This is a genomic window from Leeuwenhoekiella marinoflava DSM 3653 (genome assembly GCF_900129005.1).
In the GTDB taxonomy this organism is placed as follows: domain Bacteria; phylum Bacteroidota; class Bacteroidia; order Flavobacteriales; family Flavobacteriaceae; genus Leeuwenhoekiella; species Leeuwenhoekiella marinoflava.
The window spans coordinates 340,984-360,534 of sequence record NZ_FQUN01000003.1 but is presented as its reverse complement, the minus strand read 5'-3'; the positions used below and the strand labels follow the sequence as shown (position 1 = coordinate 360,534).

Annotated in this window: 15 protein-coding genes; 1 reads left to right on the top strand and 14 read right to left on the bottom strand. The window is 37.3% G+C overall.

All coding sequences use genetic code 11. From position 1 onward, the window contains the following. Window positions 1–2 precede the first annotated feature (2 nt). The 3 genes from BUB91_RS01605 to BUB91_RS21195 all read right to left on the bottom strand — a co-directional run bounded on the left by BUB91_RS01605 (window position 3) and on the right by BUB91_RS21195 (window position 3,343). Window positions 3–2,918 (bottom strand): glycosyl hydrolase, encoded by a 2,916-nt coding sequence (locus BUB91_RS01605; RefSeq protein WP_073096134.1) that lies wholly within the window; start codon window positions 2,916–2,918, stop codon window positions 3–5. A gap of 148 nt (window positions 2,919–3,066) precedes the next feature. Further along, on the bottom strand, window positions 3,067–3,231 hold the full coding sequence (locus BUB91_RS21200) for a DUF559 domain-containing protein (RefSeq protein WP_254796100.1): 165 nt from the start codon (window positions 3,229–3,231) through the stop codon (window positions 3,067–3,069). Beyond that, complete coding sequence (locus BUB91_RS21195; RefSeq protein ID WP_254796099.1) at window positions 3,212–3,343, bottom strand: DUF559 domain-containing protein; 132 nt, start codon at window positions 3,341–3,343, stop codon at window positions 3,212–3,214. Before BUB91_RS21195 ends, BUB91_RS21200 begins: the two co-directional genes overlap by 20 nt. A 238-nt stretch (window positions 3,344–3,581) precedes the next feature. On the opposite strand from BUB91_RS21195, the gene BUB91_RS01595 reads away from it, so the two are divergent. Continuing rightward, window positions 3,582–4,874, top strand: a complete 1,293-nt coding sequence (locus BUB91_RS01595; protein ID WP_073096132.1) for an aminopeptidase P family protein — start codon at window positions 3,582–3,584, stop codon at window positions 4,872–4,874. 126 nt (window positions 4,875–5,000) lie between these two features. Here the strand turns inward: BUB91_RS01595 and BUB91_RS01590 are convergent, their stop codons facing one another. The 11 genes from BUB91_RS01590 to BUB91_RS01540 all read right to left on the bottom strand — a co-directional run bounded on the left by BUB91_RS01590 (window position 5,001) and on the right by BUB91_RS01540 (window position 19,512). After that, complete coding sequence (locus tag BUB91_RS01590) at window positions 5,001–5,441, bottom strand: hypothetical protein (RefSeq protein ID WP_073096129.1); 441 nt, start codon at window positions 5,439–5,441, stop codon at window positions 5,001–5,003. A 122-nt stretch (window positions 5,442–5,563) separates the two neighbouring features. Then, on the bottom strand, window positions 5,564–7,213 hold the full coding sequence (locus tag BUB91_RS01585; RefSeq protein ID WP_073096127.1) for an Ig-like domain-containing protein: 1,650 nt from the start codon (window positions 7,211–7,213) through the stop codon (window positions 5,564–5,566). 100 nt (window positions 7,214–7,313) lie between these two features. After that, window positions 7,314–9,005 (bottom strand): hypothetical protein, encoded by a 1,692-nt coding sequence (locus BUB91_RS01580; protein WP_073096125.1) that lies wholly within the window; start codon window positions 9,003–9,005, stop codon window positions 7,314–7,316. An 11-nt stretch (window positions 9,006–9,016) separates the two neighbouring features. Next, window positions 9,017–11,599, bottom strand: coding sequence for a TonB-dependent receptor (locus tag BUB91_RS01575; protein WP_073096123.1), 2,583 nt, complete (start codon window positions 11,597–11,599; stop codon window positions 9,017–9,019). A 168-nt stretch (window positions 11,600–11,767) separates the two neighbouring features. Then, window positions 11,768–13,411, bottom strand: a complete 1,644-nt coding sequence (gene pgi / locus BUB91_RS01570) for a glucose-6-phosphate isomerase (RefSeq protein ID WP_073096122.1) — start codon at window positions 13,409–13,411, stop codon at window positions 11,768–11,770. A gap of 1 nt (window position 13,412) precedes the next feature. Next, window positions 13,413–14,654 (bottom strand): M23 family metallopeptidase, encoded by a 1,242-nt coding sequence (locus BUB91_RS01565; RefSeq protein WP_073096121.1) that lies wholly within the window; start codon window positions 14,652–14,654, stop codon window positions 13,413–13,415. A 31-nt stretch (window positions 14,655–14,685) separates the two neighbouring features. Further along, complete coding sequence (locus tag BUB91_RS01560; RefSeq protein WP_073096120.1) at window positions 14,686–15,639, bottom strand: tryptophan 2,3-dioxygenase family protein; 954 nt, start codon at window positions 15,637–15,639, stop codon at window positions 14,686–14,688. Next, on the bottom strand, window positions 15,639–16,415 hold the full coding sequence (locus BUB91_RS01555) for a DUF3108 domain-containing protein (protein WP_073096118.1): 777 nt from the start codon (window positions 16,413–16,415) through the stop codon (window positions 15,639–15,641). The genes BUB91_RS01560 and BUB91_RS01555 overlap by 1 nt, the downstream gene beginning before the upstream one ends. A 138-nt stretch (window positions 16,416–16,553) precedes the next feature. Continuing rightward, complete coding sequence (hppD, locus tag BUB91_RS01550) at window positions 16,554–17,714, bottom strand: 4-hydroxyphenylpyruvate dioxygenase (RefSeq protein ID WP_073096115.1); 1,161 nt, start codon at window positions 17,712–17,714, stop codon at window positions 16,554–16,556. Window positions 17,715–17,887: 173 nt separating this feature from the next. Next, window positions 17,888–17,992, bottom strand: coding sequence for a four helix bundle protein (locus BUB91_RS21525; RefSeq protein WP_317041322.1), 105 nt, complete (start codon window positions 17,990–17,992; stop codon window positions 17,888–17,890). 329 nt (window positions 17,993–18,321) lie between these two features. Then, window positions 18,322–19,512 carry a homogentisate 1,2-dioxygenase gene (locus tag BUB91_RS01540; protein WP_073096113.1) on the bottom strand — a complete coding sequence of 397 codons (1,191 nt, stop codon included), beginning with the start codon at window positions 19,510–19,512 and terminating at the stop codon, window positions 18,322–18,324. Window positions 19,513–19,551 lie beyond the last annotated feature (39 nt).

Genomic DNA, 19,551 nt, shown 5'->3' with positions numbered 1-19,551 from the left:
ATTTAATCTTCTTCGGGTGCATTTGCAGCAGCCTCAGCACGATCTCTGCGACGGTTTCCTTCCTCTATTTTTAGAGCTGTAGTTTGTGTCTTTCCGGCAGTTTTGATCTCAACGTCATATTTACCCGCTGGGAGATAATAAACACCATTCTGAGCCTTTTTTATTTCTAAGTCTTTAGTTTCTTTCTCTAAATGTTTCTTTCCTGATTCTGAAATGCTCAAATCATATGAACTATAATTAAAGCCTCTACTTACTTCAACCTCCCAGGACTTTAAGGTTTTACCCGCAGCACTCTTAAGGCTTATCGCAGCATTTCCGCTCTGCGGTGCATAAAAACCAATATTGAGCTCAGGAATATTTGCAGAACTCCATGCACTCCACGAACGTCCCCAGTTTGTTGAATAATTCACCGGATCTATTTCAAAAACTTGTAAATCTTCAGCTTTCTGAGCATCAAAATTTTGAATATCATCAAGATTTGTAATGTAAATTGACCTTCCGTGCGTACCTACAACCAAATCGTTTGCTTCGGTTTGAACAACCAGATCATGAACCGCCACATTAGGCATGCTTCCGTCTAGCAATTGCCAAGTGCTTCCTTTATCTAAACTCACATAACTTGCATCGTCTGTACCTAAATACAAAATAGCTTCTTTTACCGGGTCTTCAATAAGTACATTAATAGGCGACAAGGGTAAGTTACTGCTGATATCTTCCCAGGTTTTACCATAATCTTCGCTCACATAAGCATAAGGCGTAAAGTCATCGTAGCGATAGCCATTTAGCGTAGCATAAATTCTAGATTTTTTATGCGCCGAAGCCGTAAGCTTACTCACCCACAAATCCTGAGGAAGTGTTTCTGAAATAACGCTCCAACTTCCACCGGCATCTTGTGTCACTTGAATCACACCATCATCACTACCGGTATAAATCAAACCGAATTGAAACGGAGACTCACTGATTGTTGTCAAGGTTCCATAAGGCACATTTCCTTTTTTACCTCCGGCTGTTAAGTCGGGAGAAATTGCCGTCCAGTCATCTCCCTGATTCATAGAACGCATCAATTTGTTGCCACCTAAATACAGGATATCTTGATTGTGAGGAGATAGTAAAATAGGAGTTTCCCAGTTGAATCGATAGGGTGTCTCACCTACATCATGACTGGGTTTTATATACTGACGCTCACCTGTTTCCAGATTCATTCTATTGTAATACCCAAATTGCGAACCTCCATAAACTATGTTACTGTTACGACGATCTACCTGCACCTGCATACCGTCACCACCTCCTAAATTCTCATATGGATAGTTACCATCAGCCTCCCAAGATTTTGAATACTCATAAGTACTTGGCCCTTTCCAAGTACCATTATCCTGCAAACCGCCATACACATTATACGGCTTCTCATAATCAACACTTATCGCATAGAATTGTGCTAGTGGCATCGAATTTAATTTGGACCAACTTTCACCACCATCGTATGACATGTTGAGTCCGCCATCATTACCATTAATTAAATGGTTAGGCATTTTAGGATCAACCCAAATCACGTGATGATCAACGTGTACATTAGGCTCACTGATATAGGTAAATGTTTTTCCCCCATCCGTAGATTTTATAAGCGGGACACCAACCAGATAAATTTCATCTTTATCCTGAGGGTTTACATCCATCTCTGCAAAAACATATCCATAAGAATAGAAAAAATCATCAATATAACCTTCGTGGGTTTTGTTCCAGGTGGCACCACCATCTTCAGAAAGATAAATTTCCGCACCTATCACTTCTCCTTCTGAATCGGTAGCATTTTTATCATAAGTATATAAGAATAAATCAGTAGGTTTCAGCTCATCACTTTTGATCATTGCTTTTACTTTTGAAACATCATATTGCCTCGGAAAGCGGTTATCCCTTAAATAATCACTCAACGATTCTTCATCTAAAGCTAAAAAAGCAGCTTTAGTAATCGTCTTAAAAGTTTCAGGTTTTAAAGACTTATCTCCCTTCTCGTAATCTTTTTCTTTGGATTCCTCTCTTATAAACTGACTGTCGTGAATTGCATAAATGGTATTCTCATCAACAACTGCTACACCAATACGACCAACACCTTCTCCCTGTGGAAACCCGTTACCCGTAGTTACCAGCTCCCAACTATCTCCAGCGTCTGTAGATTTGTAGATTCCAGAATTTTCGCCAGCTCCTCTAAAATCCCAAGCCATGCGCTCGCGTTCCCAGGCTGTAGCATACATTACATTTGGATTACCTGGAGCTTCAGCAAGGCATATAATCCCTGTTTCATCACCTATATATAATTTCTTATCCCAAGTATCACCTCCGTCTGTAGTTTTAAAAATACCGCGTTGCTCGTTAGGTGAATACAAATGCCCTAAAGCTCCCACAACTGCAACATCAGGATTCGTTGCATCAAGAACTATATCGCTAATGTGATGCGCATCTAAAAGCCCTTTTTGCTCCCAAGTCTTACCGCCATCTGTACTTTTTAAGATACCGATTCCTGCATAAGAAGAACGAGAAGAAATCGTCTCCCCTGTTCCTGCCCAGATTATGTTTTCTTTCCAGTTTACCGCAATATCACCTACATTTTGAGTAGGTGCGCTATCAAAAACAGATTCAAAAGTGTTTCCATTATTTACTGTATACCAAACACCACCTGTAGCATAAGCCACATAAAACTCCGTGCTATTTTCAGGATTTACTTCTATATCAACAACGCGACCACTCATTAGGGTAGGCCCCACATTTTTAAACGGAACGTTCTTTACTAAAGAATTTTCGAGCATATGCTCTTTTGAATTCAGCGCCTCTTGCAAAGCATTTACCGAAGTAGCGGGTTGTTGCGCTTGAACAGTTAATAAAAAACCAATAAGTAAAATGAATAGTAGAAATCTTGACAGCATAGAGAGAAGTTTATGCTTTTAAAAATAGGGATTTGCAAAATAAAGACCTAATCATAACACCTTTTTAAATAGAACAACATCCATCCCGAGACCTCCCTTCAAAGGAAGGAAAATAGTCTCCCATTTGAAAGGGAGGTTTGGACGGATGTTAACTTCGGGCTTTAATTTCAGAACTTATACTTTCTAAAACCTCGTTGATAGTATTAAATACTTCTTCATTTGTAAATCTTAAAATTTTTACCCCATAAGATTCAATTCTTGCTGATCGTTTAGAATCTTCGAGAAATTGCGTTTTATGAATGGGTCCGTCCAATCTCAATGGCCAGTCCTATTTCATGACAATAAAAATCTACTATATAGTCGAGCATTGGAACTTGCCTATGAAATTCAACTCCAAGAGATTTCCTCCTGATGAAATTCCACACTATTCTTTCAGATTCAGTTTGATTCTTATGTAACTCACGTGCTAAGGGCTTTAAATCTTTACGATATGGAATTTACTTTGTTTGGCATAATTAAAATTAGATAAAAGTTTAAAAAACATCCCACCCCCAGCCCTCCCTTCTAAGGGAGGGAACCTGAAACACAACCTCCCCTTTGAAGGGGAGGTTTGGAGGGGATGTTACATAATTCCTTTACCTTTGAAAAAATTCAATTTGAGATATGAAATACGACCTTATAGATCGCAACTTATTTATCAAAAACCGCAAAGATTTTAGGGCTGCAATGAAACCAAACAGTCTTGCCGTTTTTAACAGTAACGATATTTATCCCATAGGCGCAGACAGCACGATGCCTTTTCAACAAAATCGTGATTTGTTTTACTTGAGTGGTGTAGATCAGGAAGAAAGCATCTTAGTACTTTTTCCGGATTGTCCTAAAGCTAAGCATCGTGAAATTTTATTTTTAAAAGAAACTAACGAGCATATCGCTGTTTGGGAAGGTGAAAAATTGACTAAAGAAAAAGCGCTAGAAGTAAGCGGAGTAGAAACGGTGTATTGGCTTCAAGAATGGGACAAAGTTTTTTACGAATTAATGACTCAGGCTGAAACTATCTACATCAACACCAACGAGCATTACCGCGCTAATGTAGAGACCGAAACCCGAGAGGCTCGTTTCAACAAAGCGATTAAAGAACAATATCCTGCGCATAGCGTAGCCAAGAGCAATCCTATTTTACAGCGTTTACGCTCAGTAAAAGATCCTATTGAGCTTGATATTATGCAGCAAGCCTGCAACATTACCGAAAAAGGCTTTAAACGTGTTTTACAGTTTACGAAACCGGGTGTAATGGAATATGAGATAGAAGCGGAATTTATGCATGAGTTCTTGCGTAACCGTTCTAAAGGTTTTGCGTATACCCCTATTGTAGCTTCAGGTAATAATGCCAATGTGTTGCATTATGTAGTGAATAATTCTGAATGTAAAGCTGGAGATCTAATCCTACTCGATATAGGTGCTGAATATGCAAATTACAGCAGCGATATGACCCGAACCATTCCGGTTTCCAGAAGGTTTACTGATCGTCAAAAAGAGGTTTACAATGCCGTTTTACGCGTTAAGAAAGAAGCTACAAAAATGCTTACTCCCGGAAATTTATGGGGACCTTATCACGAGGAAGTTGGCAAACTGATGACTTCAGAATTGTTAGGTCTTGGTCTACTAGACAAAGCTGATGTTCAAAATGAAAACAAAGACTGGCCGGCTTACAAGAAATACTTTATGCACGGAACTTCACACCACATAGGTTTAGACACCCACGATTACGGATTGCTCCACGAGCCTATGAAAGCGAGCAATGTATTTACGGTAGAACCGGGGATTTATATTCCAAAAGAAGGTTTTGGGATTCGATTGGAAGACGATGTCGTAATACAGGAAAACGGCGAACCTTTTAACTTGATGCGCAACATCCCGTTAGAAGTTGAAGAGATTGAAGACTGGATGAATCGTTAGACGTTAGACGTTAGACGTTAGACGTTAGACGTTAGACGTTAGACAAAATTAAAAACCCTTCAAGTAACAAGCTAATTGAAGGGTTTTTTTATCTAAATACTTATGTCTAAAATCTCAAGTCTATTATTAAAACCAATTAGACCACGGAATACGAGTTAGCATCACTAAAAGCCCCAACGTATAAAAAATAGCCAAAAGTTTAAATTTAGGCTTAGAAGTCAATTTCTTTTTGTGCTTGCTATAGCCAACTGTAATAAACACAATTGTAATGATCATCGCCAACGGATGCTCTACCACATACAAGCGTAAATTAGGGTCGCTCATCGCAGCACTCATACCTTGGGAAGCAATCGCTTTTGCGCCTAACGGAGAAACAAAGTATAGCACAATACCTATGAGCAATTGAATGTGCGTTACAATTAACGTAAACAAAGCCAATCTAAAATCACGAGCAGTAAACTCTTTATTCCCGAAGTAAGAAACCAACGAGTTAATGGTAGTTATCGTAAGTACAATGAGCACTAAATAAGCCCAATAAGAGTGTACAAATTGAATGGTATTATACATAGTCTGAATTTTGAAAGTCAAAGATAGGTTTTTGCTGTTAAAAGCACTGAAATCTACATCTCATAAAAGCAAAAACCCTTTCAAAACTGAAAGGGTTTTATAAATTTTAAACTAAAAGGCAACTATTCCCAGGTATTCTCAGCCGGAGTTCCTCCCCAAATTAATGTTGCTAAATACGGATTATCAATAAACGGATTACGGTTACCTTGCGCATCCTCGATTGCTTCGTTTCGTTGTCTCTCAAAATCAGAAACCGGATCTTCACGATTCCACTTTAAGAATAAGTCTAGGTTTCCTACCAAATCAACACTCAACTCATAGCGAACATTAAGATATAAAATCATACGTGCCACATCACCTTTCCATTCATCACCTGGATAAAAAGAATTGCCACTTATAAGTTCGTATTCACCACTACCGTCTGCAAATGGATAATTAGAGCGCAAAGAATTAATCTCTATATCAGCTACACGTAAATGGTGTAAATCACCTCTTTTAACCGGCTCCCTATCAAATAAAGATTGCGGGTAAACATGCTCCGTATTAAACGTCTGTGGTGAATGTGTATTATTTCCAGACTGATATTCTCTACTATCACGACTTTCACCGCTATATAATAAAATAACATTGTCTGAATTTGATAAATCCTGATCTACATCATAAAGGTAATCATGTCGTTGACCGTAATCTAAATAAGTAGTATGCTTACCTTCAGTGATGGTACTAATTATAGTATAATTAGCATCTTTATCTGTTGAAAAAGCAATTTCTCCATAATAGTACTTTAAAGAAGTAGGAATTTCTACAGTTGCCTCTTCTATCCATGTAATTGTGATGACAGCTGAAACACAAGAAGGAATCTCATCATCATCACATAGCGAATAGGTAATCGTTTCTTCTCCAAAGAAATTATTTGCAGATGAATAGGTAATCGTACCGTCTTCATTTAAAACTGCACTACCTGAACCTGAATAACTTATTTCAGTAACTATTGCATCATCAATCAGATCATCGTTATCAGTAAAACTATCTATTATGATAACTTCATTATTTTGCTCATAAACATAATCAACATTCCTAGCAACAGGAGTACCTTCATCGATAACAGTCATTGTTATTGTTGCAGTAGAACAAACCGGAGTTTCTTCATTATCGCAAATTGTATACGTAAACGAATCCTCACCATCAAAACCATTAGGAGCCGTATAGGTAATAGAACCGTCTTCGTTTAAAACTGCTGTTCCTTTTGAATTCTCTAATCCAAGCTCTGTAACTGTATAATTTAACGGCAACTGATCATTATCTAAATAACTAGTTATTTTAAGACTATTATGCTCAACAACCTCATAAGCATCATCTTGCACCAATACTGCTAACGCATTTACTGTAATTGTCACGGTAGCTGTTGAACAATTTGCCGGTAATGAGGAGTCACATAGTCTATAGCTAAAAGTGTCTTCACCTGTAAAATTACTAGGAGGTGTATAGGTAAACGTACCGTCTCTGTTATCTACAACAACACCCCCTTTTGAAGTCTCTGTATCAATACTTGCAACTCTACCAAAGTCAAAAATAGTATCATTATCAAGCAAATCAATCAATATAAGCTCTTCATTTTCTGTCACTGTATACGAATCATCTTTCGCAACTGGCTTATCAACTTCTGGTTCTGTATCAGGAGTAACGGTTGTGTCATCGCCACTACAACTCCATAATAAAATTGCAAAAGCAATATTTAAAAATCGTTTTGACCTAAGTGTAAAATTTTTCATTTTAATAATTCAATTAATTTCTTTTACTAAGAAAAAACCTCCTACATATACATAAATGTATATGTAGGAGGTTAATTATATATACTAGAATTTATAAACTTTAGTTTTGATATTCCCAAACTCCTTCTACTTTAATTACACTACTAATTTGTGTAGTATAACCTCCGGCATAAATAGTATAAATCATTTGGTACTTCTGAGCTTCCTCAGCGCTAGGATCTATATTATTCAATACAACTCTAAACGCATCTAGCATCATAGCATCATCCCAACTTGTAGAACCACCTCCACGATTAAAGTTCCCGTAGTTTTCCAGGTTACCAGCTTGAGAAGGATACGCAACTGCCAATTCACTCGCTACCAAAGCATAATCTGCAGAAGTAAAAGTATATTGAATAGTATTATCTGGTTGCCAAACCCCATCAGTAATTCCAAATTGAAAAGAAGTTTCAATTGTATCACGAATTAAAGTGAATCCACCATTTTCAAAAACAAAGTTTGAATATTTAGTAGATGTACTACCATTATAAAAAGCATAACCAACAGTTTTATAATCACCCTCTTCAGCATAAGGGAACATATCATCTAAATAAATCCCTATCTTATAAGCAACATCATCTTCATCGTCAAAGTTAGGAAAGCTTTGACCCATTGCAGTATAATCTGCAGTTTCTAACATTATAGGCTCTTCCCAATCACCATTAACATAAGAATATAAAGTAGTTTCATCTGTTATAGATATAGAGCTATACATAACAAATGAACCTCCCTCTTTAATCATTGTCATATCTTCAGTTCCTCCACTACCATCATAAATTCTATATGTGACATTAAATACGTCACCCTCAGAAGCTGAAGCATTTTTTTCTTGTAATAAAATATCTAAAGCCTCTTCAATCATTGAAGTACTCCAATAATCACTATTATCTGCTCTTCTATCAAAATTTTTATATTCAGCAATGTTATCAGCAGGCCCAGGATAAACCTCTAATAATTCATCGCCTATAAACACATAATCATCAGGATTAACAAGAGTATAAGCTTCTCCCTGAGGAGCTTCTCCAAACTCTACAAATAAGTTTCCATCATAACGAATGATTATAGTCTCAGCAGCATTAGGACCATACGTATCAAAAGTCACATTATATAGCTGACCTTCATTGGGGCTTAATTCATCAATTAAAACTTCATTAAACCCTTCGATAATCATTTCATAGCTCCAATAACTATTACTCCCTTCATACCTACCAAAATTACCGTAATCTCCAAGGTTACCTGCTGGACCAGGATAAGTTGATATTAAAGCTGAAGCAATATCATCATAGTTTTCATCAGTCAATATATAATCCTCTCCTGCCGCAATAGTTTTATAAGTAACTTCGACTACTTTACCTTCTGCTGCTGTATCGTATTTAGAGCTTAAAAAAGATTTCACCCCAGCACTTGATGTAAAATACTTTTCTTCTGTTGTATATTCTGACTCCAATACAGTATATTCTTCTACTACAGTAGGATCAAATAGGTTGAAGTAAACATTAGCTAAAGACCTCTCAGTAAATGCAGGATATTTAGACTCTAGAAGGCTTGGTATTAAGGCCTTGGCATCATCAAGAGTATTAAAGCTATTTTCTTCAAGTTCTAGAGAAGCATAATCATCTTCTGTCAAAGTAAGATCTACCGCCCCTTCAACTTTCAAAGATGTATCAATGTCATCATAAATTTCATCCATAGGATCACAACCTACAGAAAGGACACTTATTAGCCCTACTAATATTAATAAAAACTTTTTCATTTTATTTTATTTTAAAAGTTAAGTCTAAAAGCGACACTATAGGTTCTACCTGCACCAAAATACACTAAGGCATTCTGAGCACCATTACCTTGATCATTAGCATCTGATATATACTCTGTATTAAGGGCATTGTTGATTCTACCCACAATTGACGCATCAAATGATCCTATGTTGAACCCATGTTTTACACCGATATCAAATAGTCCATAAGCTGGTGTTTTCCACGTATTACCTTGTCCTTCCTCTGTACCATCAGGTGCAAAAGAAGCATACATATCACCTGCATAATTATAGTCAAGGTAAAAACTAGAAGTTGGAGCAAAATCATAACTTAATCCTGCAGCAAATGTAGTCTGCGCTGCATCTCCTACTTTTAAACCATCTGAATAAACAGTTACTGTTCTAGGAACTTGCTCACCTTCAACCTCATCAAATATTATAGCACCATCTTCATCTCTTAAAGTTGCAGTTGGACTACTTGTCCAATTCCAATCACCTAAAGAGACCATACCGCTAAAACTAAGATTGTCAAATATATCATATGTAAAATCAAGCTCAACACCTTGATGCACGGCATTCACTCCCTGCAAGTTATAAAAAAGTATAATTGTTTGATCGTTTGGAGAAGTATACGATCCGTTTGTAGATTTATCAATCCACTCTGTACGGTATACGTTTAAATTTCCTCTTAAATTCTGACTTCTATATCCATATCCTAACTCAGCACTAAACACTTTTTCATTTACAGCTGCAGTGTTAGCTAAAGTAGAACCAGTTGCATTTGTAAAAACATTAGTTAAAAAAGGAGCTCTTTCGAAATAACCAATATTAGCAAACACATTATTACTAGCATCAAACTTATAGTTAGCTCCACCTTTAATACCATAACCCAAGAAATCTACCTTATCTGATTTTTTCTGATCAAGATCTTTTAAGAAGTTCTCTACGCTATATGTTGTATTAGAAATATCTGCTGCGGCAAATAAATTAAACTTATCATTAACTTCATATTCAGCCTGAGCAAAGAGACCACCTCTTAACACAGTTCCATCATAGTTCTTACCGAAAATATCCCCAACCCTCAGTGCTTGATTAAAGTTAAGATCTGAAGAATTATCGTTTAACCAATAAGTTCCTCCTAATAAATCATCTATCTGATAATAGTGAGAACCTATATAATATCTTCCATCAATACCACCTGATAAAGTAAGCTTATCTGTAGTGTAGTTTTTAAATGTAGATAAAATCCCGTACCATTGGTGGCTATTCACAGAGTTATAAAGAAAATCAGAAGCAGATGCACCTTGATTTCCCAACTGAATATTTTCATCAACTATTTTATCAAAATCTATAGGCTGATCAAACCCTCCTAAACGATAAGCTGTAGTACCTATTTTATCACCTTCTGTTCTACGACCTCCACCTGATCCAAAAGATGCGTAAAGAGCTGTTGTAAGACTTGTAGCATCATTAATTGTCCAATAATGATTTAAAGATATTTGAGGCTTGTGATAATAATTAAACGAAGAGTAGGCCAATTGACCATTTTTGTAACCCCAATCAGGATTAAATCTTCTTGGTCCAGATTCTGAGTTCTTATATTCTTGGACAGTAGCACGACTAAAATGCTGACCATGTTGTTGCTGAGCACCAAAAGCATTAAATGAAAGTAAATGCTTGTCATTTATTTGTTGAGATAGGTTTATGAAGTAATTATAACCCTCAAACTCAGTACCATCTACATAACCATCCCCTTGTATTCTAGAAGCAGAAACAGTAGCTGCAAAACCTTTATCTGAAAGACCAGTAGAATACGTCATTCCATATTTTAAATAACCATTGTTACCTAAAGATGTTTGAATAGTTCCGCCTTCTGTAGCATCAATTGATTTAGTAACAATGTTAATTGTACCACCAATCGAAGGCACTGCAACCTTAGAAGCACCAAGACCTCTTTGTACCTGCATTGTTGAAGTTACATCACCTAAACCAGCCCAGTTACTCCAGTAAACAGCTCCGTTTTCCATATCATTAACAGGAACCCCATTAATCATTACCGCTACGTTCTCTGAGCTAAAACCACGTATATTAACACGACCATCACCGTAACCACCACCTTGTCTTGTAGCATAAATACCAGGTGTACTTTTCAGAATTTCAGGAAATTCTTGAGTTCCTAATTTAAGAGTTATCTCTTCAGATTTAATTGTAGAAACTGCAACCGGCGTTTTACGATCAATTGCTAATGAATAAGCTGTAACCAAAACTTCATCTAAAGATCCGGCATCTAACTCTAGACCTATTGTACCTAAGTCTATCTCTTGTCCATTTGATACTGAAAATTCAACTACTTTAGGTGAAAATCCTACGTATGAGACACGAAGTTTACCTGTTGATTGATTAACATCAATCTCAAAAACTCCATCAAAATCAGTTGAAACTCCGTTAGTTGTTCCTTCAACAACTACGTTTACTCCAGGTAGCGGCGTACCATTTTCACCGTCTACTACAGTACCACGAATAGTTCCTTGTGCTTGCATAAAGGCTGTAAACAGAAGAAACACAAGTGTAATTGAACTTGTAATTTTTTTCATTGTGCTTGTTTAAATTTAGATTTTGCGCAAAAGTCTCAATAAAGACCTAATTAAATATTAACGCAATGTTAAGAATAACATCCCAACAGTGTATGTGCTATTTTAACCCCTAAATATCGTATATTAATATTTAACAGTTAAAACGCTAAATTTAAACAAGCTTATGTTTTATCCTTTAAATGCTTTTATCAAAGCTGTTGTTGAAGAATCATGTGCCGTTATAGCCTCTGAATTTAAATCAGTTAAAACATTTTTAGCCAACTGCTTCCCGAGCTCAACACCCCACTGGTCGTAGCTAAATATGTTCCATAAAATACCTTCAGTAAAGATCTTATGCTCATATAACGCGATCAACGTACCCAGACTTTCTGGTGTTAGCTTATCAATAAGAATGGTTGTAGTAGGCTTATTTCCATCAAAAACCTTGAACGGAACCAGCTTCTGAATTGCATCTGCATCCATACCAGAAGCTTCTAATTCTGCTTTGGCTTCTGCTTCCGTTTTACCATTCATTAAAGCTTCAGTCTGCGCAAAGAAGTTCGCCATCAACTTGTTGTGATGATCTACATCACCGTGTAATGAATGTTTATAACCGATAAAATGAGTAGGAATAATTTTAGTCCCTTGATGAATCAACTGAAAAAACGCATGCTGCGAATTGGTACCCGGTTCCCCCCAAACAATTTGTCCGGTTTGATAATCTACGTGCTTCCCGTTACGGTCTACACTTTTACCATTACTCTCCATAATTGCTTGTTGTAGATAAGCAGGGAAACGGTGTAAGTATTGTGTATACGGAATAATCGCTTCACTTTCTGCACCAAAGAAGTTGTTATACCACAAAGTTACAAGCGCCATTATTACAGAAATATTCTCGTCAAGCGGTGTCTTTTTGAAATGTTCATCAGCTTTATGGGCTCCGGCAAGCATACTATCAAAATTGTTATAGCCTACAGCTAAAGCGATAGAAAGTCCAACCGAACTCCATAATGAGAAACGACCACCAACCCAGTCCCACATCGTAAAGACATTATTGGGATCTATACCAAAATCTTTAACCGCAGTCTCATTTGTAGAAACAGCAACAAAGTGTTTTGCAACAGCCTCGCCATCTGATACGGTACCTGCGACTTTACCTAAAAACCACTTACGCGCAGTATTCGCATTAGAAAGGGTTTCTTGAGTCGTAAAAGTCTTAGATACAATCACAAACAACGTTGTTTCCGGATCTAAGGATTTTAAAGATTCGTGAACGTGATCTCCATCTACATTAGAAATAAAATGAACCTTTAAATGATTGTGGTAATATGCTAAAGCTTCAGCAACCATAACAGGCCCAAGATCTGAACCTCCAATACCTATATTGACCACATCGGTAATTGCCTTACCGGTATACCCTTTGTGCGCACCGCTAATAACTGTGTCACAAAAGCTTTTGATTTTTTCTTTTACCTCGTTTACTTCAGGGATAACATCTTCACCGTCAATCTTCACACTAGCTGTACTGGGCTGACGAAGCGCTGTATGCATTACCGCACGGCCTTCAGTCTCATTTATTTCGGCTCCGCCAAAATAAGCTGCCTTAGCTTCCTCAAGATTCATTTCTTTAGCTAAATCGAGCAACAAGGACTTTGTCTCTTGAGTGATTCTGTTTTTACTATAATCCACATAAAAATCTTCCCACTTCAATGTAAAGGCTACTGCCCTCGATTGATCTTCAAAGAGGTTTTTCATTTCGACATCTTTAATGTCTTCAAAATGGGCTTGAAGCGCTTTCCAGGCTTTTGTCTGAGTAGGATTTACTTTTTGCATTTTATGTTGATTTTTGGAAGGTTATTGCATCTAATTGTGCTCTCAAAGGAGCTATAAATTCAAAATATTGAGGTTGTAGTTCTTCTGCTAAAGGCTCTGAGGTAGGTAAATCTATGGCAAATGGATTAACTTGCTTGCCGTTTTTCCAAAAACGATAGCAAACATGAGGTCCACTGGTATTACCGGTCATTCCTATATAGCCTATTACTTCTCCCTGACGCACATAATCACCTCTGCTTACCGCTCGTTTACTCATATGTAAATACTGGGTGTCATAGGTTTTATTATGTCTTACTTTTACATAATTACCATTACCCCCTCTGTATTCTGAAGCGATTACCGTACCATCTGAAGTCGCCATAATTGGCGTTCCTACAGGAGCGGCAAAATCAGTTCCTTTATGTGGGCGAATGCGGTTACCATAATATGCAATTCTACGCTTTAAGTTATAGCGAGAAGATATTCGTCCAAATTTAAGCGGACTTTTTAAGAAGGCTCTTCTTAAGTTATCTGCATGCTGATCATAAAAATCTCGAATACCATCATTAACCGAATCATTCTGGTATGCAAAAGCATAAACAGGTTTACCTTTATGCTCAAACCAACTCGCTTTTATTTCTCCAAATCCTGCAGGAATGGTGTCATTGATAAACTTTTCAGTGTAAACCACTTTAAATTTATCACCTTGCTGTAAACGAAAGAAGTCAATAGTCCAAGCATAAATATCTGCCATTTTGTAGGCCACCAAAATATTCACACCAATATCATCAAAAGTAGAAGATAGGTTACTATTAATCACCCCACTTACCACACGTTCTTTAACTGTAACCGGTCTTTTTTTAGCGGCAGCCTTCACAACCTCATCAGCAAAATCAAGAACTACATAGTCTATCTTATTTTGCTCATAAATAAACACCCTTGCTTGATTTGCTGAGTCTTTGCTTTTAAGTAAGGTATAGGGTTTACCCACAACGATTTTACGCGTATCAAAAGTAGCTTGTACTGTATCTGTAATCTGTTGAATAGTCCCATAATCAATACCGTTTTCAAATAAAATCTGACCAAAACTATCACCAGACTGCACAGTATCTGAAATCACCTCATAATCATCAAGCACGTAACCAAACCGCTTATTAAGAGGTTTCTTTACTTCTATAACTTCAGGCTTTTGTTCTATTTTTTTATCATCAGCACAACTCATCAAAGTAAGCACCGCCAGCAATATGAGACTAAGTTTTTTCAATTTAGGGTATTTGAAATTTTAATGTTTTAATTTAGATATCCTGTCCCCAGTTTGCACGTTCTTCTTCAGACCACAGATCAGGAAAAAATATGCGTTTTTGATACTTGGGATGCATATATTTTACCCAATCACTACCGCCTGTTGCTTCTAAAGGTTCTTTACCTTGATTTAAATAATGCAGGGCAGTATGGTAATGTGACAAAACCCACTTGATGTTTACTGTGTAATCATAGTGACGCATCGCTTCAAGCAATGTTGCATCCTTTTGATCAGAAAGTGGCAGGGTTTTAAATCTAGCCCACAAATTTAGGGTTTTGTATTGTTTTAGAAAACGAATGAAGGCTTCCTTATATTTTAGTTCGAATGCTTTTAACGTATAGGTTTTATCGCCGGTACTATAATCTTTACCGGCAGCTTGCCAATATAAATGCTCAAAGGCTTTATCGTAAAAACGATCATCTACAACTTTTTCATTTTTGAAGCTTTCGCGGAAACGGGCATCTATAAGATTTATAAGTTCGGTAGAGCCAAACTCTATAAAACGGTATTGAGCACTTTGAAAACCACTAGCGGGGCTTAAGGTTCTTCTGAATTTGAGATACTGTTCCATATCCATCCCTTCTCGCATAATATTGAAAGAAGAAGTAAGCATATCAAAATACCTACTGATACGATTCAATTTTTTTGAAAAGAAATCTACCTCCAAGTCTTTCTCATAAGCGACTTGATCGATCTCCCATAAAATCATTTTAAAAAGCAGCTCGTTGATCTGATGGTACATAATAAAAACCATCTCATCAGGAAGAAGGCTACGCTGATTTTGAAGGCTTAGTAAAGAATCAACTTGAATATAGTCCCAATAATCAATGGGTTTACTGTGAACAAATCCTTCTAATTGATGATCCAGATTTTGCCCCATTGCCTCAAATTTCTCTCTAAGCGCTTCTAATTGTTGACCTGTATCCGGACTCCTTTTATGCGTCATTAATCTTGTATAATATAGAATGGATGCTTAAGGCCCTTATACGCTTCTATCTCTGCTTTTAATGAGCCTACCGCTAAATCTGCTTTGATTTGCAAAGGTATTTTATTTTGATCATCACTAATCCAAACAGTAAGACTTTCTTTCTCTTTAAAAACACGCCCAGCTTGCACATACGGTCTAAAGATCAAGGTATTTACCTTACCAAATTTGGTTTTTAAAACTTCACGCCCTAAAAATCTAAGTTTAAACTTAAAATTCTCCTGATCAAAAAACATATTTATTACCGTCTCATCTCCGTCTTTTAAGTTTTTAGCATCTATGTTGTTGCGCAAATAATAAAAACTGGAAACCATATCGTGAATAGAAGGCTCAGTTTTATAGGTAGTGACTTCATTATGCTTTTTATCATTAACTGTAGCTACACGATCCTGCTGATCAAAATCAATCACCTTGTCTTTGGTATGACCACCTTCATCTATCTTACGAATAAAACGGTACGGCAACGTAGATTGTTTGTCTATATACGTTTCATAATAATCTTCAACTCCAAAGAAAAGCTTGGTCATACCCGTCGTAACGCCTTTTCCTTTGACGTGATAAACAGGTTTGCCTTTGTACGTGTCATTTAAGACTGCCATAGTCGCCTCCCCTGCTTTCCACCAACCGCTATAACTTATACGGAATTTAAACCACTCTCCATCTTCAAAAGCAGGCTCCTGTGCACTGGCAGAAACCAGCACAAACAGCATAAGTAGTAAAACATAATATTTTTTCATAGCGATTTGATTTAAGCACAACAACTCTATTGTTAGCTATGCTTTTACAAGAGTTATTCCAAAAGTAGCCAAAAGCTAAAAATCCCTGCTTGAATACAAACAGGGATTTTAAAATTTTATTCTATTTCATAATAAAAATTAAAGTGTTCCGCGCTGTGCCTGCTCTCGCTCAATGGATTCAAACAAGGCTTTAAAATTGCCCGCACCAAAACCTTTTGCTCCCATACGCTGAATAATTTCAAAAAATAAAGTAGGACGATCTTGAAGCGGCTTCGTAAATATCTGCAATAAATAGCCTTCTTCGTCTGCATCTACGAGTATTGAAAGCTCTTGCAATTTGCTCAAGTCTTCTTTCATCGTATCCATATGCGCTCCTAATCTCCTCGGAATATCATCATAATAAGCTTGCGGTGGCGGTGGCAAAAACTCAACTCCTCTTGCTCTCAATGCTGAAACTGTTTTTACAATATCATCTGTGGCCACAGCAAGATGTTGCACGCCCGGACCTTCGTAGAAATCCAAATATTCCTCTATTTGAGATTTTTTGATTCCTTCTGCGGGTTCATTAATAGGAAATTTAATTCGCCCGTTGCCGTTACTCATCACCTTACTCATCAATGCGGAATATTCTGTAGTGATTTGTTTGTCATCAAACGTGAGAAAGTTAACAAAGCCCATCACTTCCTCATACCAGTTTACCCAGGTATTCATCTCGCCCCAACCTACATTACCTACCATATGGTCAATGTATTTTAAGCCGGTTGACTCGGGATTGTAATCTGATTCCCATTTTCTATAACCGGGCATAAACTGTCCGTTGTAATTTTTACGCTCTACAAACATATGCACCGTCTCTCCATAGGTATAAATACCAGAGCGCACAACCTCACCGTGTTCATCTTTCTCAACCTTTGGCTCCATAAACGGTTTTGCGCCACGTTTTGTGGTTTCTTCAAAAGCACTGCGTGCATCTTCTACCCAAAGCGCAACTACTTTGACCCCGTCACCATGTTTTACAATGTGATCATTTATAGGCGAATCACTACCTAATGGTGACGTTAAAACCAGCCTGATTTTATCTTGCTTCAACACATAGCTCACACGGTCTTTTTGACCGGTTTCAAGTCCGCTGTATGCAAAAGACTCAAAACCGAAAGCGGTCTTGTAAAAGTGCGCAGCTTGTTTGGCGTTACCCACATAGAATTCTACATAATCTGTACCCAGAAGCGGAAGAAAATCCTGCGCTCCTTCAAATATTTTTTCGAGTCCGTAATCGACTGATTTAAGTTCTTTGCTCATAATATCAATTAGTTAATGTGTCAATTGGCGAATTTGAGGATTATTGATTTCGCTTGCTTGAACTTATAATTTTGTTTAAAATTTTTAAAATTTCATTTAAATCGAAAAGCAAATTCCCTATATCAGGGTAGTGCTTTATGAGCTTACATAAAAATAGCCCGTATTCTGTCTCATCAGCCTCCTTTAGCAACTTTCATTTTGTGGATGAAGTCTGCGTTACTCTCAGCATTCTGAGCTTCTTTTACATTAGCGCCGATAGAAGTTCCCGATTTGAGTATTGGGTTTGCAAGAACAAATTTTCTTGCTATCTCAAGTTCTTCGGCGTAGAAAAATAATATCTATTGAAAGATTAAATGTCTTTTCAAGAATAATATTGTTCTTAATTTTTCGCTAAATGCATATTCCATAGCTTCTCTTATTTAACTGAATTTACTAATTCCTTAATTGGCTAATTAAACTAGCCCTGATTGCAGCGGCGTCCTTTTTGCCGACTGCTGAGTGATTTGCTCCCAGAGCAAATTGTATTGGAGCACGGTAAAAAGATACAGCGGTAAGCAGGTAACAGCTTCTAATCTTTATCAATTTCAGATTGGCATATTATATTTATCTACTTCTTATGCGCTCCCAATTTGGGGGTTGGGGGGCTTAACCATGACTTATAATAGCTCTCATCTGCAATTGGCATGGCATCTTCACAGATTTGCAGGGGTTTAAAGGTATCTACCATAACCGCCAATTCTTCGGTTTCTGTTTTGCCGATGCTTCGCTCTGTGGCTCCAGGGTGTGGTCCGTGCGGAATACCCGCGGGATGCAATGAGATATGCCCGGCCTCAATATCGTTACGACTCATAAAATCACCATCTACGTAATACAAAACCTCATCGCTGTCTATATTACTGTGATTGTAAGGTGCCGGAATGCTCTCTGGATGATAATCATACTTACGCGGACAAAAACTACACACCACAAATGCACTGGTCTCAAAAGTCTGATGCACCGGTGGCGGCTGATGAATACGCCCCGTTATAGGTTCAAAATCATGAATGGAAAATGCATACGGATAATTGTAACCGTCATACCCAACCACGTCAAAAGGATGCGAAGCATAGATCACCTCAAACAGATCGTCCTGCTTTTTGATTTTCATCAGGAAATCACCGGTCTCGTTGTTGGTTTCCAGCTCATACGGTCTTCTCAAATCGCGTTCGCAAAAAGGGGAATGTTCTAAAAGCTGACCAAACCAGTTTCGGTAGCGTTTTGGGGTATAAATAGGGTGGCGGGATTCTACGATAAACAAACGGTTATCGCTATCGTCAAAGTCCATTTTATAAATAGTGCCGCGAGGCACTACTATATAATCCCCATATTTAAAGTCCAAATTCCCTAAATGACTGCGGAATTTACCACTACCACGATGCACAAAAATAAGTTCGTCTGCATCGCTATTCTTATAAAAGTAATCTTGAGTTTTATTTTGAGGTGCAGCTAAAATTATTGTGCAATCACTGTTAGTCAAAACCGGTTTGCGACTGTCAAGATAATCTGCTTCTGGTTTAATCTCAAAGCCTCTAAATCGGTAGGATTGTATGTGATTTGCCCGGGCAACTTTTGGCGCAACATTTTTAATCTCTTTAATTTCTTTAACCTGAGTAGGACGTTGCTCGTGATACATATTACTGTACATCCCGTCAAAACCTATAGTCCCAAATAGCTGCTCGTAATACAAACTTCCATCTGTTTTTCTAAATTGGGTGTGACGCTTATGCGGAATAGCACCAAGTTTATGATAGAAAGGCATAATTTATATTTTTATTCGCAAACGTTATCGTTTAGTACA